Source organism: Bacteroides faecalis (assembly GCF_003865075.1).
GTDB lineage: Bacteria > Bacteroidota > Bacteroidia > Bacteroidales > Bacteroidaceae > Bacteroides > Bacteroides faecalis.
Genome location: NZ_BHWB01000021.1, coordinates 19,189 through 36,434 on the forward strand (window position 1 = coordinate 19,189; position 17,246 = coordinate 36,434).

Consider the following 17,246-nt stretch of genomic DNA (forward strand, 5'->3'; position numbering starts at 1 on the left):
TTTGCTTCAAAACCATAAAACAAATGTACTATGAGTGGTAATTATGTCATCAATATCGGCCGCCAATTAGGTAGCGGCGGAAAAGAAATAGGAGAGAAGTTGGCTGCTCGTTTGGGTATTGACTTCTATGATAAAGAATTGATTAATTTAGCTTCGGAAGAAAGTGGACTTTGCAAAGAGTTTTTCGAAAAAGCCGATGAGAAAGCCTCACAAGGTATTATCGGAGGGCTATTCGGAATGAGATTTCCTTTTATTAGTGAAGGTGCAATGCCATGTAACAATTGCCTGAGCAATGATGCTTTGTTCAAAGTACAGAGTGATGTGATTCGTCGATTAGCAACAGAAAAATCCTGTGTATTTGTTGGACGTTGTGCCGATTATATTTTGAGAGAACATCCACGTTGTGCAAATATCTTTATTTCAGCTTCTAAAGAAGATCGTATCGCACGTCTTTGTCAGATTCATCATATTAGCGAAGAAGCTGCAGAAGAAATGATGGAGAAAGCGGATAAGAAGCGTTCGGAATACTATAATTATTATAGTTTTAAAACATGGGGAGCTGCTGCTACTTATCATTTATGTATTGATTCCTCTTCATTAGGTATTGATGGAACCATTCGGTTTATAGAGGAATTTGTGGCAAAAAGACTTCAACTTATTATATGAGATAAAAAATAAAGCCGACTTATTCATTCATGAATTTAGCCGGCTTTTCTATTTATGACAAAACTTAATTTACATCATCGCTAGTAATATCATTTGCCCTGTTAGAATACGAAGGAACATTGATAATGGATAAACTGTAGAATATCCTACTGCTGGTGCATCACTGGATGTTACCTGGTTTGAATAAGCCAATGCGGGAGGATCGGTATTACTACCGGCTATTAATCCCATTAAAGTGAAATAGTTTACCTTGTAATATAGACGGGCAATTGTACCGATGATAAGTAATGGTATCACTGTAATCAGAAAACCGCTACCTACATAAAGTAATCCGTCCCCTTCAACTACAGTTTGCACGAAGTTGGCACCCGCATCAATACCTACACTGGCAAGGAAAAGCACGATACCTATTTCACGAAGCATTAGATTGGCACTCATAGTAGTATAAGTTACCAGATGAAGCTTATGACCAAAGCGTCCGATCAGAATAGCTACTACCAACGGACCACCTGCCAAACCTAACTTCAATGGAGTAGGCATACCCGGGAAAGCAATAGGAAGACTGCCTAAAAGGATACCTAAGAAAATACCCACAAAGATAGTTATTATATTAGGTGTGTCAAGACGCTTTAATTGGTTACCTAACGCGTTGGCAACACGTTCGACAGCATCTTGTTGGCCCACTATCATAACGCGGTCACCTACCTGCAATATTAGATTAGGATCAGCAAACAAATCCATACCGGAACGATTGACACGAGTTACGTTTACGCCATACAGACTGCGGAAATGCATAGAACCTAATGTTTTTCCGTTGATCTCCGGTTTGGTAACCAAGATACGGCGGGATACCATTGGAAGGTCTTGTTTCTCCCAATCCAGTTCTACTTCTTTTCCTATAAATACGGTAATAGCAGCTGCATCTTCCTCTGAACAAACAATAAATAGTTGGTCGCCCACATAGAAGAGCGTTTCATGATTCGGAATGCTGACATGACCTTCATGTCGAATACGTGAACAAACAAATGGACGTCCCAGGAAATTTTTAATTTCAATCAGTGTTTTTCCACTAATAGATTCATTGCGAACCTCAAGGCTCATCATATGTGGCTTGTGGTGTGCGTCTCCATTTTGCGTTTTCAAGCTTTCTTCTTCCTTATTCAGATTGATGCGGAAAATATAACGGATAGCAATGATTGATCCAATGATACCAACTACACCAAGAGGGTAAGCACAGGCATAACCAAGCGCAATTTGCGGACCGTTATAACTCAACTGGTTCAGTGCTTCGTTGGCAGCACCAAGTCCCGGAGTGTTCGTTACGGCTCCATAGAGGATACCTACCATCATTGGCAGTTCAACACGTCCGTTCCAGAGATAATAAAGCCCCAGAGCAACAGCAATATTTAACACTACGATGCCTACAGCCAACAGGTTTAATGTCATTCCGCCTTTTTTAAAAGAAGAGAAGAATGATGGCCCCACCTGAAGACCGATACAGAATACGAACAAGATCAATCCGAACTCGCGGATGAAATGTAGGATGTGTGTATCGGCTGTGAAGCCGAAATGTCCCATTAGGATGCCGGCAAACAAAACAAAAGTGACTCCCAGAGATACTCCGAATATCTTGATCTTACCAAGATACACACCGGCTGCCACTACGAAGGCGTAGAGGAATACGATATGCGCTACGGAGCTAGGGTCCCACAGTAAACTTTGTAACCAATCCATAATTTAATAGTAGCTTTTATAATATTTTTCTAAAAACGGATGCAAAATTAGTCATAACATTGGAGCTAATCAAATAAATGAAGAATTAAAAATAGAGAATATCCATTTATGCAATTCTATATAGATATTCCACTATAAGAAGATTATTTCTTTATTATATTATACTATTTTTAATTGATTTAAATGGTTATTCCTTTTACTGCATACAATAATTCTTTTGACTGCATATCGTTATTTCTTCTGGTGTATATATTAATTCGTAGGACTATCGGAACACGACATTCTGGATACACCTGTCGTGCGGTCATCATCCGTAGCGAGTACAACGAACTCCGTCGTCAAGGCGGACACACTTCCGGATACATAACACGCGCTTTGGCGGACGCATACGGCTTGTCCCGCAGCGCGATTGACTTGATTATATATAAAAAGAATCCAACAAGAAATGCACCTGCTGCGGTAATCCGGTCAGCAAATATAAGTTCACCTGTTACGGTGGACTGTGCGATATATGCCTTGTCAAACAAGTGAAGATAGAATAAGCAGAAGAAAGTGATTTTGAAAGATGCGTCTTTGGAACAGCTCATCCGGCATCTTTCCATGAACCAACAAGAGTATAACAACCGCTAAACAGAATTAGTAATTATGACAAATAATAAACAGATTGATAAAGAATACAGGCTATCCGTAAATCACTTTCATGAATAATGAACAAGTAATTGCTTAAGCCGCACAAAGAGGCGGTATGACACAAAGAGGAGTTCGAGATTGTTTGAACGCAGTAATTGAGGTATTGGTAGAAGCATTCCTATAAATACAATATACCTCGAAAAAACTTCATTATAAGCCTTTTACATTAAATTTTATTATCTGTCTTTGTCCTCAGAATAAAATCAGTAATAACCCTATCCATGTAGGGCTGTATGTAGGATTTGGAGGAATCAATCAAATGCATCTACTGATAATCAATAACTTATCTCCAAAATATTATCAAAATACGTACCACTATAGTTTTACGAAACGTATACTATAGTTCTACGAATTGTTTTGTGCATAAGTGATCCTTGTTCTATGAACCGAGAATCTTAAGTCTTTGCATCGTTTCCTTTAAACGGGAAAAGAGTGACTTTCTATTTGTACGAATTTTCCCTAAAAAAGACAGTCTTTTGAACTTAATGGTTATATTTGCAGATGTAACGATGGGCATTTGGAATGAGATAGATAAAAATAAGAACAATATTAATTTGGTTTTAATTTTAATAAACTATGGCAGACAAAAAAGAAAAACTCTTCTCGGACTTTTCTCCTGTCTCCACCGAACAGTGGATGGAGAAGGTTACAGCTGACCTAAAGGGCGCTGATTTTGAGAAGAAGCTCGTTTGGAAAACAAACGAAGGATTCAAAGTAAAACCTTTCTATCGTATGGAGGATTTGGAAGGTTTGAAAACAACAAACGCACTTCCCGGAGAATTTCCTTACTTAAGAGGTACGAAGAAAAACAACAATGAATGGCTGGTCCGCCAGGAAGTTAAAGTTGAATGCCCGAAAGAAGCAAATGCGAAAGCATTGGATATTCTGAATAAAGGTGTCGATTCTCTTTCTTTTCACGTAAAAGCAAAAGAACTGAATGCCGAATATATTGAAACGTTGTTAAATGATATTCAGGCTGAATGTGTAGAATTGAACTTCTCAACCTGTCAAGGACATGTTGTTAAATTAGCTAATTTACTTGTTGCTTATTTCCAGAAGAAGGATTATGATGTGAAGAAACTGAGAGGTTCTATCAATTATGATTTCTTCAATAAAATGCTGACTCGCGGTAAAGAAAAGGGGGATATGGTACAAACTGCCAAAGCTTTGATTGAAGCTATTCAACCGCTTCCTTTTTATCGCGTAATTAATGTAAATGCACTATCTCTGAACAATGCTGGTGCATATATTTCTCAGGAATTAGGTTATGCGTTAGCTTGGGGTAATGAATACTTGAACCAGTTGATAGATGCAGGTATTCCTGCTGCTACAGTTGCCAAGAAGATAAAATTTAATTTTGGTATTAGTTCCAACTATTTCCTTGAAATTGCTAAATTTCGTGCAGCACGTATGTTGTGGGCGAATATTGTAGCTTCTTACAATCCTGAATGCTTGCGTGACTGTGAAAATAAAGGTCCTCAGGGAGAATGCCGTTGCGCTGCAAAGATGGCAATTCATGCTGAAACATCGACTTTCAATCTCACTTTATTTGATGCTCATGTAAACTTGCTTCGTACACAAACCGAGGCGATGAGTGCTGCGTTGGCTGGTGTTGATTCAATGACAGTTGTGCCGTTCGATAAGACTTATGAAACTCCGGATGAATTCTCTGAACGTTTGGCACGTAACCAACAATTATTATTGAAAGAAGAATCTCATTTTGATAAAGTAATTGACCCGGCTGCAGGTTCTTATTATATTGAGAATCTTACAGTATCTATTGCTAAACAGGCTTGGGAACTGTTCCTGTCTATAGAAGAAGCTGGCGGTTTTTATGCTGCGCTGAAAGCGGGAACAGTTCAGGCTGCTGTAAACGAAAGCAATAAGGCTCGTCATAAAGCAGTAGCTCAACGCCGTGAAATTTTGTTGGGTACTAACCAATTCCCTAACTTCAATGAGAAAGCCGGTGAAAAACGTCCAGTCGAAGCGAAATGTTGTTGTGGAAATGATGCTCAAACTTGTGAAAAGGATGTGAATACACTGGTATTCGATCGTGCTGCCAGCGAATTTGAAGCTTTACGTCTGGAGACAGAAGCCTTTGGGAAGCTTCCGAAAGCATTTATGCTGACAATTGGTAACTTGGCTATGCGTCAGGCACGTGCCCAATATTCTTGTAATTTCCTTGCTTGTGCAGGTTATGAAGTTATCGATAATCTTGGATTTGAAACTGTGGAAGCTGGTGTTGAAGCGGCAATGGCTGCGAAAGCGGATATCGTAGTTCTTTGTTCCAGCGATGATGAATATGCGGAATATGCTATTCCTGCTTTTAAAGCATTGAACGGACGTGCTATGTTTATCGTTGCCGGTAATCCTGCTTGTGCCGAAGAACTTAAGGCTGCAGGTATCGAGAGCTTCATCCATGTTCGTGTAAACGTATTGGATACCTTGAAAGAGTTTAACGCCAAACTATTGAAGTAAAATGAGAAAAGATTTTAAAAATATCGATATATATGCCGCATTTCAGCCTGCTAACGGTGCTGAATGGCAAAAGGCTAACGGTATTTCCGCTGACTGGAAAACACCGGAGCACATTGAAGTGAAGCCTGTTTATACAAAGGAGGATCTTGAAGGAATGGAACATCTGGATTATGCAGCCGGACTTCCTCCTTATTTGCGTGGTCCTTATTCAGTGATGTACACTCTTCGTCCTTGGACGATCCGCCAATATGCCGGATTCTCTACAGCACAAGAATCAAATGCATTTTATCGCCGTAATCTGGCTGCCGGACAAAAAGGGTTGTCTGTTGCATTCGACTTGGCTACTCACCGTGGCTATGATCCTGATCATGAACGTGTAGTAGGTGACGTAGGTAAGGCCGGCGTATCTATCTGTTCATTGGAAAATATGAAAGTTTTGTTCGATGGAATTCCTTTGAGTAAGATGTCTGTTTCCATGACTATGAATGGAGCAGTGCTTCCGATTATGGCATTCTATATTAATGCCGGACTGGAGCAAGGTGCTAAATTGGAAGAAATGGCGGGTACTATCCAGAATGATATTTTGAAAGAATTTATGGTGCGTAACACTTATATTTATCCACCTGCATTCTCTATGAAGATTATTTCTGATATTTTCGAATATACTTCTCAGAAGATGCCGAAGTTTAACTCAATCTCTATCTCTGGTTATCACATGCAAGAAGCCGGTGCTACTGCGGATATCGAATTAGCTTATACATTGGCTGACGGTCTGGAGTATCTTCGTGCCGGAACTGCTGCGGGTATTGATATTGATGCATTTGCTCCACGTCTGTCTTTCTTCTGGGCTATCGGAACCAATCACTTTATGGAAATCGCAAAGATGCGTGCTGCACGTATGTTGTGGGCGAAGATTGTGAAACAATTTAATCCGAAGAATCCGAAATCATTGGCATTGCGTACACACTCTCAAACTTCCGGCTGGTCACTGACTGAGCAAGATCCGTTCAATAATGTAGGACGTACTTGTATCGAAGCAATGGCGGCAGCTTTAGGACATACTCAGTCTTTGCATACCAATGCATTGGATGAGGCTATTGCTCTTCCGACTGATTTTTCTGCACGTATTGCACGTAATACTCAGATTTATATTCAGGAAGAAACTAATATCTGTAAGAATGTCGATCCATGGGGTGGTTCTTATTATGTGGAAACTTTAACAAATGAGTTGGCACATAAGGCTTGGGAGCGTATTCAGGAAGTAGAAAAACTGGGTGGTATGGCAAAAGCTATCGAAACCGGTATTCCTAAGATGCGTATCGAGGAAGCGGCTGCACGTACACAGGCCCGTATCGATAGTGGTTCTCAGACCATTGTAGGTGTGAACAAATATCGTTTGGAAAAAGAAGCTCCGATTGATATTCTTGAAATTGACAATACAGCTGTTCGTCAGGAACAAATAGAAAACCTGAAGCGTTTGAAAGAAGGACGTAATCAAGCTGAAGTAGACAAAGCATTGGCTGCTATTACCGAATGTGTGAAGACAGGTAAAGGCAACTTGCTTGAATTGGCTGTAGAAGCAGCTCATGTGCGCGCAACTTTGGGAGAAATTTCTTATGCTTGCGAACAGATTGTAGGACGTTATAAAGCAATAATTAGAACTATATCGGGCGTGTATTCATCAGAAAGTAAAAGTGATAGCTACTTCAAGCATGCTTGTGAGTTGGCTGATAAATTCGCAAAGAAAGAAGGTCGCAGACCTCGTATTATGATTGCAAAAATGGGACAGGACGGTCATGACCGTGGAGCCAAAGTTGTTGCAACCGGTTATGCTGACTGTGGTTTCGACGTAGATATGGGACCATTGTTCCAGACTCCGGCAGAAGCTGCACGTGAAGCTGTAGAGAATGACGTTCATGTGGTTGGTGTTTCTTCATTGGCAGCCGGACATAAGACGTTGATTCCTCAAATTATGGAAGAACTGAAAAGATTGGGTCGTGAAGATATTTTGGTGACTGCCGGTGGTGTTATTCCTGCACAGGATTATGATTACTTGTATAAGGCAGGAGTTGTTGCCATCTTTGGGCCTGGTACTCCGGTTGCTAAATCTGCAAGTCAGGTATTAGAGATTTTGTTGGACGAAGAATAATTGATTGTAATAGATTCAAGGAAGAGGGAATCTCAAAATTGAATTTCTAAGTTGAAAGTCTTATAGATTGATACCTCTTTATCATAAATAATCCCCTTATTATATTCTTTTTCATTCTTGAAATAGGGTATTAATAAGGGGATTATTGTATCCCCAAATATAGATAGTGATGATGTTTTAAGAACGTGTATGAATTTGGATATCCGGATATTTACAGACTCTTTTTTGACTGTTTTAGTAGTGGGTTGCCGGTTTTTTTTATTGTAAAAATATTAAGGTATTTGCTAGGGATACAGGGAATTTATTGTTTCATAACATTTCTGTCTCCATCTTCCGGTGAGTGCCCTAGTTTTGTTAGATCTAGTGTAATTACCTTGTATTTTTATCCCTTTGTGTGAGAATCTAGGAAATATAATGTACATTTGTATACTTTTAAAAAGGCTGTTGGCAAATAAACAAACAAAATATAGATTGATATGTCACGTTTTATAATAGTGATTTTATTTATAGGTCTGTCTCATCTGGAACTATTTTCTGCTACAGGAAAAGTTCTTGTGGTCAGTTCTTACGGTACTGACTATCAGTGGAGCAATACGATTATGGATGCTATTGGTAATCGGCTTAAAGAAGTCTATCCCTCGATTGAGTTCAGTCGTGAATTTCTATCTTCTGAGATGCAAGACGAATCTGATACTTGGGGAAAAAAGATGAGTGTATTGTTAAGTAACTATCGGAAGAATCCACCGCGGGCTATCGTACTTGTCTCTGATGAGGCCTGGATGGGATATCAGGACGTTAATGTTGCAGAATTTGAAGATGTACCTCTTATCTTGTGCGCTGTGAAACCTCATTCTATTTCTACCAGCGATTTTGCAGCGAAAAGAGACAGCCTCACTTTGGATGATTTTACTCCTACTATTGAAATGATGAAGCGTTATAAAGCTACTGCTGTGCTGAGAGAAATGAATACTTCAGGTTATTTGTCGCTAATGGACAACCTGATTGCCGGGCTAAGTCGTTTTGTGTTTATTACTGATAGTCGTTTTTACGGGGTTTATACACATTTACTTCTTCAACAGGAGGCAGAACAGAGTTATCCGCAAACTCCTGTTCAAAATATCGACGGAAGATCTATTAATACTGATTCTTTGCTCTCACTTTTGCCTACTATACCTTCTACTGCGGGAGTGTTGCTTACTTCGTGGCTGACAGGAGAATATGGGTTCGAATATTCAAAAGATTATTTGTACAGTCGGATGGAGAATAAACTGTCTACTCCGATCTTTATAACTAATAATATCGGATTGGATAAAGAATTTTTTATTGGAGGTTATTTAAATGAAGCTTCATTTTGGGGAAATAAGGCAGCTGATCTTTTACTTGCGGTGCTTGGGGGTATGATTCCAGAAAAGATTGTACCCGAGGTTTATCACGATGACCAATGTCATATTGTGTGGAAAGTTTTTCATCATTATGGCCTCAATCCGGAAAAGCTGCCAGCCAAGGTAAAGTACTATAATGCACCTCAGGTATTTTGGATAGAATATAAATACTACATTATCGCTATGATAGGAGTATTCATGCTCTTTCTACTATTTTATATTTATACGCTTCGGAGTAACATCAAATTACAACATGCCAAACGGCTACTGATGAAATCGATAGATGATGCTCAACAGGCCAATGATAAATTGAAGCAAGCACAAGAAGAATTGATTATTGCTCTTCGAAAAGCAGAAGAATCAGATCGGTTGAAATCCGCTTTCCTGGCAAATATGAGCCATGAGATACGTACTCCTTTGAATGCGATTGTCGGTTTCTCAGGAGTACTCGATGAGGTAGATACAAAAGAGGAACGTGATGAGTATGTAGAACTGATTCGTCGTAATAGCGACTTGTTATTACAGTTACTTTCTGACATTCTTGATTTATCGCGTATAGAAGCAGGGGTACTTGAATTTTCTTTCAATCAGACGGATGCTTATTATGTATGTAATAATGTTGTTACTTCACTTGCTAGTAAGTGTAGGTCCGGCGTAGAACTTAATCTCAATGCTTCAGTTACTTCTATACCACTTACTACAGATGTCAATCGCTTAATGCAGGTGCTTATTAATTTGGTGAACAATGCTATTAAGTTTACTTCAAAAGGAAGTATTGAGGTCGGTTATTTTTCTTACGATGACGAGTTGGTTGAGTTCTATGTGAAAGATACGGGTATTGGTATTGCCACAGAAAAGCAGGCGGCTATTTTCGCGCGTTTCAATAAACTGAATAACTATGTAGAAGGAACAGGCTTGGGATTATCCATCTGCCAAACCATTGTTAGTATGCTTGGGGGGAAGATGGGAGTTGAGTCGGAAGAGGGTGTAGGTTCCCGTTTTTGGTTTAGGATACGGAAAATACAAACCGGTGCTAATGTTGAATCGGGAATTTAATGTAGAATGAGGTAAGAAGAATGGCTAAAATTGCCTACCTTTGTGCGATAAACCAGAAAAATAGAGAATGATAGTTTGCATAGCCGAAAAACCGTCTGTAGCGCGTGATATAGCCGATGTACTCGGTGCCCATACAAAGAAAGAAGGATATATAGAAGGAAACGGATACCAGGTGACCTGGACATTTGGGCATCTCTGTACCCTGAAAGAACCTCATGAATATACTCAGGGATGGAAGTCATGGAGCCTAAGCAGTTTGCCGATGATTCCACCTCGTTTTGGTATTAAGTTGATAGAAAATCCTACATACGAAAGACAATTTCATATTATCGAAGGATTGATGCAGAATGCAGATGAGATTATCAACTGCGGTGATGCTGGTCAGGAAGGAGAATTGATTCAGCGTTGGGTGATGCAGAAAGCGGGTGCGCGTTGTCCGGTAAAACGTTTATGGATTTCTTCATTGACAGAAGAAGCGATCCGGGAAGGATTTGCTAAACTGAAGGACCAGATGGAATTTCAGTCGTTGTATGAAGCAGGGCTATCTCGTGCGATGGGAGACTGGTTGCTGGGGATGAATGCAACTCGTCTATACACAATTAAATATGGGCAAAATAAGCAGGTACTTTCTATTGGGCGTGTGCAGACCCCAACTTTAGCGTTGATTGTCAATCGCCAGTTAGAGATTGCTAATTTCCAGCCTAAGCAATATTGGGAGCTGAAAACCGTATATCGTGATACCACTTTTTCTGCATTAATCAGGAAGAGCGATGAAGAGATTGCTGCGGAAGAAGAAAAAAATGGTGGTAAAAAGAGAATAGAGAACCCGGGCATTGATCCTATTGCTAATCGTGAAGAAGGAGAGACATTGGTAGAACGCATCAAGGATTTACCTTTTGTAGTTACTAGTGTCGGTAAGAAGGACGGTAAAGAGTATGCACCCCGTTTGTTTGACCTGACTTCTCTTCAGGTAGAATGTAATAAAAAGTTTGCATATTCTGCCGATGAGACATTGAAATTGATTCAATCTCTTTATGAAAAGAAAGTGGCTACTTATCCGCGCGTAGATACCACGTTCTTGAGTGATGATATTTACCCGAAGTGTCCTGGAATCTTAAAAGGCCTTCGGGATTATGAAGTGCTGACTGCTCCGTTGGCTGGTACTACATTACCAAAGTCGAAAAAGGTATTTGATAATTCAAAAGTAACTGACCACCATGCTATTATTCCAACAGGTGTTTATCCCCAGAATCTGACTGATATGGAACGTCGTGTTTATGATTTGATAGCTCGTCGTTTCATTGCAGTATTTTATCCTGATTGTAAGATCTCCACTACTACCGTAATGGGTGAAGTGGATAAGATAGAGTTCAAGGTAACCGGTAAACAGATTTTAGAGCCGGGGTGGCGTGTTGTTTTTGCAAAGGATGTAAAAGAACCTACTGAAGAGAAAGAAGGAGAGGATGAAGGTGTACTTCCTGCTTTTGTGAAAGGAGAGAGTGGACCTCACGTTCCTGATCTGAATGAGAAATGGACTCAACCACCTAAACCTTATACAGAGGCTACCTTGCTTCGTGCAATGGAAACTGCAGGAAAGTTGGTAGATAATGATGAATTGCGTGACGCACTGAAAGAAAATGGTATTGGTCGCCCGTCTACACGTGCTGCTATTATTGAGACTTTGTTCAAGCGGAATTACATTCGTAAGGAAAGAAAGAACCTTATTGCTACACCTACAGGAGTGGAGTTGGTACAGTTGATTCATGAAGAATTGTTGAAGTCGGCGGAATTGACAGGTATCTGGGAAAAGAAATTACGTGAGATTGAAAAGAGAACATATGACGCCCGTCAATTTTTGGAAGAATTGAAGCAGATGGTGTCTGAAATTGTAATGAGTGTACTTTCGGATAATACGAATCGAAGGATTACTATTCAGGATGCTACTTCTCAGGCGGAAGAAAAAGAAAAGAAAGAACCTAAAAAACGGGAAAGGAAACCGAATACTTCCAAAGAAAGTAAACCTAAGAACGAGGTAAAAAGAGAGAATAAGACTTTAATAAATGCAGAGAAAACTCCGGAATCTGCTTCGACTTTAGTTGTAGATTTGATAGTGGGACAACCATGTCCCTTGTGTGGTAAAGGCACAATTATTAAAGGAAAAACAGCCTATGGCTGTTCGGAATGGAGAAGTGGATGTACTTACCGCAAGGCTTTTGAGGCGTAATCTTGTGATTTAGTTGTGATAAGGGCGAATCTTTTTTCTATATACTAATTGTTTTCTCCCATGTCCATTATTCCACCTTCTATATAAACCATGTTCCATAATATATAGTGTATCACTTCCTTTTGTTCTTTATTCACAGTAGGTGACTGGTTTAGCGCATTTTCTAGTATTGAAGGAATAGTATCAATGATAACTCGGTCACGTTGGCATCTATCATAAAAACGACCCCCATACAGGTTGTTTTTGTGCAATGTTTGTTAATAATGTTATTTCCAATAATAGGAACAATATCGTCAGAATTTGTTTCCTATATTTCTTTTTCTAGTATTGTATGTTAGACGAGAAGCGATGAGAATAACTGCAAAACTAGTTCTTAAATTAATTTAATTTGCTTTTTTTGAGCTTTTATTCCATTTATGGTCAAACTACCTTTTTTTCTTTAAAATTAGTCTAACTTTTCGGTATTAATCATTGTCTAATTGTTCTCTTACAATAAGAATATCAATAATCTAAATAGATGAGAATATGAAAAAGAAGTTAGTAGGAGTGGCTCTTTTATTGGTTGCTGTCTCTTTATGGAGTGTGCAGCCTGTAGAAGCTTGTACTCGAGCAGTCTATATTGGTCCTGGCCAAATGGTGATAACTGGTCGTACTATGGATTGGAAAGAGGATATTATGTCTAATATCTATGTGTTCCCGCGTGGAATGAAAAGGGCAGGGCATAATGAAGAGAAAACAGTAAACTGGACCTCTAAATACGGAAGTGTGATTGCTACAGGTTATGATATCGGTACTTGTGACGGTATGAATGAAAAAGGGCTGGTAGCGAGTCTTCTTTTCCTGCCGGAATCTGTTTATTCGCTTCCGGGAGATACACGTCCGGCAATGGGAATCAGTATCTGGACTCAATATGTGCTAGATAATTTTGCATCAGTACGTGAAGCAGTAGATGAATTGAAAAAAGAAACTTTTCGGATTGACGCTCCCCGTATGCCGAATAACGGACCAGAGTCTACCTTACATCTCGCTATTACGGATGAAAGTGGTGATACGGCAATTTTGGAATATCTTGACGGTAAACTGAATATTCATGAAGGAAAAGAATATCAGGTGATGACAAACTCTCCACGTTATGAAGACCAGTTGGCTATTAACGATTATTGGAAAGAAATAGGAGGGATACAAATGCTTCCGGGGACAAATCGTTCGAGTGACCGCTTTGTTCGTGCTTCTTTCTATATTCATGCAATTCCTCAGACTTCGGACGAGAAGATTGCAGTTCCCAGTGTATTGAGTGTGATGCGTAATGTATCGGTTCCCTTTGGTATTAATACTCCGGATAAACCGTATATCTCCTCTACCCGTTGGCGTACAGTTTCTGACCAGAAGAATAAAGTATATTATTTTGAGTCTACTTTAACTCCAAATTTATTTTGGCTGGATTTAAAGAAAATTGATTTTAGCCCGAAAGCAGCTGTGAAGAAATTGGCATTAACACATGGTGAGATTTATGCAGGAGATGCTGTGAAAGATTTGAAGGATAGTAATCCGTTTACCTTCCTTTTTCAAACTCCCGTAATGTAAATGTTGATTGGATGATGGTTATTATAAATTAAAATGGTGGATAGACTGCGAGATGCAAGTTTATCCACCGTTTTAATTATGATGATCATTTATATTTCAGTTATCCCATTACGCATATTCCAAATGGAAGTTGATTACTGCTTCTATTCCCTTTCTGAAAATATCCAATGAGAAATTTTCATTAGGCGAATGAATCGCATCCGATTCAAGTCCAAAGCCCATTAATATAGTTTTGATTCCTAAGACTTGTTCGAACGTTGAAATAATGGGAATACTTCCACCGCGGCGTACAGCTAACGGCTTTTTACCAAATGCTATCTCGAATCCCTTTTCTGCTGCCTGATAAGCAGGAAGTGAAATAGGACAAACATATCCTTGTCCTCCATGCATCGGAGTTACCTTTATTTGTACAGTGTCAGGAGCTATACTGAGAATGTAGTCAGCAAATAATTGAGAAATCTTATGATGATCCTGATGCGGAACCAGACGACAAGATACTTTGGCAAAAGCTTTTGAAGGGAGAACTGTTTTAGAACCTTCTCCTGTATATCCACCCCAGATACCGCAAACATCAAATGAGGGGCGGCAACTATTACGTTCCAGTGTACTGTATCCTTTTTCTCCGAAAAGTGCTTTTACTCCGATTGCCCTTTTGTATTTATCTTCGTCAAAAGGAATATGTGCAATCATTTCTCTTTCCGCTTGTGGTACTTCTTCCACATCGTCATAAAAACCGGGAATTGTACTTCTTCCATTCTCATCCGTTATCCGGCTGATCATTTCGCAAAGTACATTTATCGGATTAGCGACTGCGCCACCAAAATGACCGGAATGTAAGTCCCGATTTGGTCCGGTCACTTCAATTTCCCAATAAGCTAATCCGCGAAGTCCTGTAGTCAATGACGGAAGTTCCGCACCTAACATACTAGTGTCCGATACCAGAATTACATCCGCTTTCAATAACTCTTTATGCTCTTCGCAAAAAGCCTCCAGACTGGGGGAACCGATCTCTTCTTCTCCTTCAAAGATAAATTTTACATTATTCTTTAATAATTCATTCTTTACCAGATATTCGAAAGCTTTTACCTGAATAAAAGATTGCCCTTTATCGTCGTCTGCTCCGCGTGCCCAAATATATCCATCCCGAATTTCAGGTTCGAAAGGTTGGCTTTTCCAGAGTTCCAATGGTTCAGCAGGCATTACGTCATAATGAGCATATATCAATACGGTTTTAGCGTTTGGATCTACAATTTTCTGACCGAAAACAATTGGATTCCCCTTCGAAGGCATTACAAGTGCTTCGTCGGCTCCGGCTTCCAAAAGAAGTTGCGCCCATCGTTCAGCACATGCAAGCATATCATCATGATGTTCCGGCAAAGCACTGATACTTGGAATACGGATGAGGCTGAATAAGTCCTCCATCATTTTCGGCTCGTTTGCAGCAATATATTTTTGAATATTGTTCATTATAATTGCGTTGTTTTATCTAACAAATAGTAATCGAGTATGGTCATGGCAGCCATTGCTTCCACGATAGGTACGGCACGTGGCAATACGCAGGCATCATGGCGTCCGCGAGCTTTCAAGGTAGTGTCAATACCATCTATATTAACAGTTTCCTGCTCCATGAGCAAAGTTGCAATCGGCTTGAATACCACACGAAAATAAATATCCTGTCCGTTACTGATACCTCCCTGTATACCTCCGGAGTGATTGGTATGTGTTTCAATCCGTCCGTTGTTATTGAAGAAAACATCGTTCTGCTCGGAGCCTCTCATCTTCAATCCTTTAAATCCTTCACCATATTCGAAAGCTTTAGCGGCATTAATACTAAGCATTGCGTTACCTAATGCAGCATGCAGTTTGCCGAATACCGGTTGCCCTAATCCGATGGGACATCCTTTGATAACACAAGTGATTGTACCACCGATCGTATCGCCTTCTCCTTTTACCTTATATATAAGGTCTGCCATTTCCTTTGCTTTTTCCGGATCGGGACAGCGTACGTCGTTTGTCTCAATCAGATCAAGATCATAGTCCGAGTAGTTACCTTCCAGCTTAATGGCTCCTACTTGTGAAGTATAAGCAGTGATATCGATACCTAACTGGCGAAGTGCTAACTTTGCCAATGCACCGGCCACAACGCGCGAAATCGTTTCGCGTGCTGAAGAACGTCCACCGCCACGATGGTCACGAATACCATATTTCACATTATAAGTATAATCGGCATGTGAAGGACGATATACATTTTTCAGGTTGTTGTAGTCATTGGAGTGTTGGTTTTCATTCCATACGATGAATCCGATAGGACATCCCGTAGATTTTCCTTCGAAAATACCTGATAGAAATTCTACTTTATCCGCTTCTTTGCGCGGTGTAGTAAGAATGGATTGTCCCGGACGGCGCCGGTTTAGCTCTTGTTGTACGAATTCTTCATCAATGGAGATTCCTGAGGGAAATCCGTCGATAACTCCTCCTACTCCTTTCCCATGAGACTCACCAAAACTTGTGAGTCGAAAAATATTGCCAAATGAATTAAACATAGTTGTGGCTTATTTAAAATTACTCTATGCAAATATAACAAAGTTTTTGATAAGAAGGTTGTGATTTCGAAATATCTTCGGAAATAGAGGCTTTTTGAACCTTTTCTTCCCTTTTTAGTTTATAAGTGATGACTTTTAATAACTAAACCCGAAATGTATGAAAAAGAATCTATTGTATTTATGTGCATTGGTCTGTTTTGCCAGTCTCTTTATGGCATGTAGTAATGATGATGATGATGATAACGGAAAGAAAGAAGAGACACCTACAGTGACCGCTCCTGCTGTCGTAGGAACTTATCGTGGAAATTTGGACATTGTTATGATACCGAATGGCTCGGATCAGGAAACTGTCATCGCTGACGGTCTGACGAAGAATATCACAATCTCTCAGGTCAGTGATACGGAAGTAAAGATGGAATTGAAAGAATTCGAATTATTTCTCAACGGCACGATATTGAAACTTGGTGATATTGTTGTTGATAAGTGTGTTGTCAAAAAAGACGGAAATTCCTATAACTTTACGGGTCAACAGAACTTGACTTTTCAGGGAGCAGGTGCTGTATTAGGCAGTTGCGCTACTAGTGTAGAGGGTGATGTGGAAGACGGAGATATCGATATGGATATTCTCGTTAAAGTACCAACGTTGGGGCAGACGGTGAAAGTCTCATTCGATGGAGTAAAACTCGTAACCGATACGGGTACCTATTATGACTTTGAAACTTGGGTTCCCGGTGTGGAAG

Annotated in this window: 9 protein-coding genes and 2 pseudogenes; 8 read left to right on the forward strand and 3 right to left on the reverse strand. The window is 39.8% G+C overall.

Annotation, left to right across the window (positions count from 1 at the left end; genetic code table 11):
- Window positions 1-30: 30 nt before the first annotated feature.
- Window positions 31-666 carry a cytidylate kinase-like family protein gene (locus tag EJF25_RS21095; protein ID WP_125042616.1) on the forward strand — a complete coding sequence of 212 codons (636 nt, stop codon included), beginning with the start codon at window positions 31-33 and terminating at the stop codon, window positions 664-666.
- Between the two features lie 69 nt (window positions 667-735).
- Here the strand turns inward: EJF25_RS21095 and EJF25_RS21100 are convergent, their stop codons facing one another.
- On the reverse strand, window positions 736-2,400 hold the full coding sequence (locus EJF25_RS21100; protein WP_125042617.1) for a putative transporter: 1,665 nt from the start codon (window positions 2,398-2,400) through the stop codon (window positions 736-738).
- Between the two features lie 243 nt (window positions 2,401-2,643).
- Here EJF25_RS21100 and EJF25_RS21105 point away from each other — a divergent pair, with 243 nt between their 5' ends.
- The 6 genes and pseudogenes from EJF25_RS21105 to EJF25_RS21130 all read left to right on the forward strand — a co-directional run bounded on the left by EJF25_RS21105 (window position 2,644) and on the right by EJF25_RS21130 (window position 13,963).
- A complete protein-coding gene (locus tag EJF25_RS21105) occupies window positions 2,644-2,931 on the forward strand; it encodes a hypothetical protein (protein WP_125042618.1) in 288 nt (95 codons plus the stop codon).
- Window positions 2,932-3,666: 735 nt separating this feature from the next.
- Window positions 3,667-5,568, forward strand: a complete 1,902-nt coding sequence (gene mutA, locus EJF25_RS21110) for a methylmalonyl-CoA mutase small subunit (RefSeq protein ID WP_125042619.1) — start codon at window positions 3,667-3,669, stop codon at window positions 5,566-5,568.
- Between the two features lies 1 nt (window position 5,569).
- Complete coding sequence (scpA, locus tag EJF25_RS21115; RefSeq protein WP_125042620.1) at window positions 5,570-7,717, forward strand: methylmalonyl-CoA mutase; 2,148 nt, start codon at window positions 5,570-5,572, stop codon at window positions 7,715-7,717.
- Window positions 7,718-8,193: 476 nt separating this feature from the next.
- Entirely contained in the window at window positions 8,194-10,155 is a 1,962-nt protein-coding gene (locus EJF25_RS21120) for a sensor histidine kinase (RefSeq protein WP_125042621.1), read from the forward strand.
- 67 nt (window positions 10,156-10,222) lie between these two features.
- Window positions 10,223-12,182 (forward strand): annotated as a pseudogene (locus EJF25_RS21125) (DNA topoisomerase 3); the annotation flags it as partial.
- 722 nt (window positions 12,183-12,904) lie between these two features.
- Entirely contained in the window at window positions 12,905-13,963 is a 1,059-nt protein-coding gene (locus tag EJF25_RS21130) for a linear amide C-N hydrolase (RefSeq protein ID WP_125042623.1), read from the forward strand.
- 108 nt (window positions 13,964-14,071) lie between these two features.
- Here EJF25_RS21130 and EJF25_RS21135 read toward each other — a convergent pair whose 3' ends face one another.
- A complete protein-coding gene (locus EJF25_RS21135) occupies window positions 14,072-15,430 on the reverse strand; it encodes a dipeptidase (RefSeq protein WP_125042624.1) in 1,359 nt (452 codons plus the stop codon).
- Window positions 15,430-16,506, reverse strand: a complete 1,077-nt coding sequence (aroC, locus tag EJF25_RS21140; RefSeq protein WP_125042625.1) for a chorismate synthase — start codon at window positions 16,504-16,506, stop codon at window positions 15,430-15,432. The genes EJF25_RS21135 and aroC overlap by 1 nt, the downstream gene beginning before the upstream one ends.
- A 157-nt stretch (window positions 16,507-16,663) precedes the next feature.
- Here aroC and EJF25_RS26380 point away from each other — a divergent pair.
- A pseudogene (locus EJF25_RS26380) lies at window positions 16,664-17,206 on the forward strand (calycin-like domain-containing protein); the annotation flags it as partial.
- Window positions 17,207-17,246 lie beyond the last annotated feature (40 nt).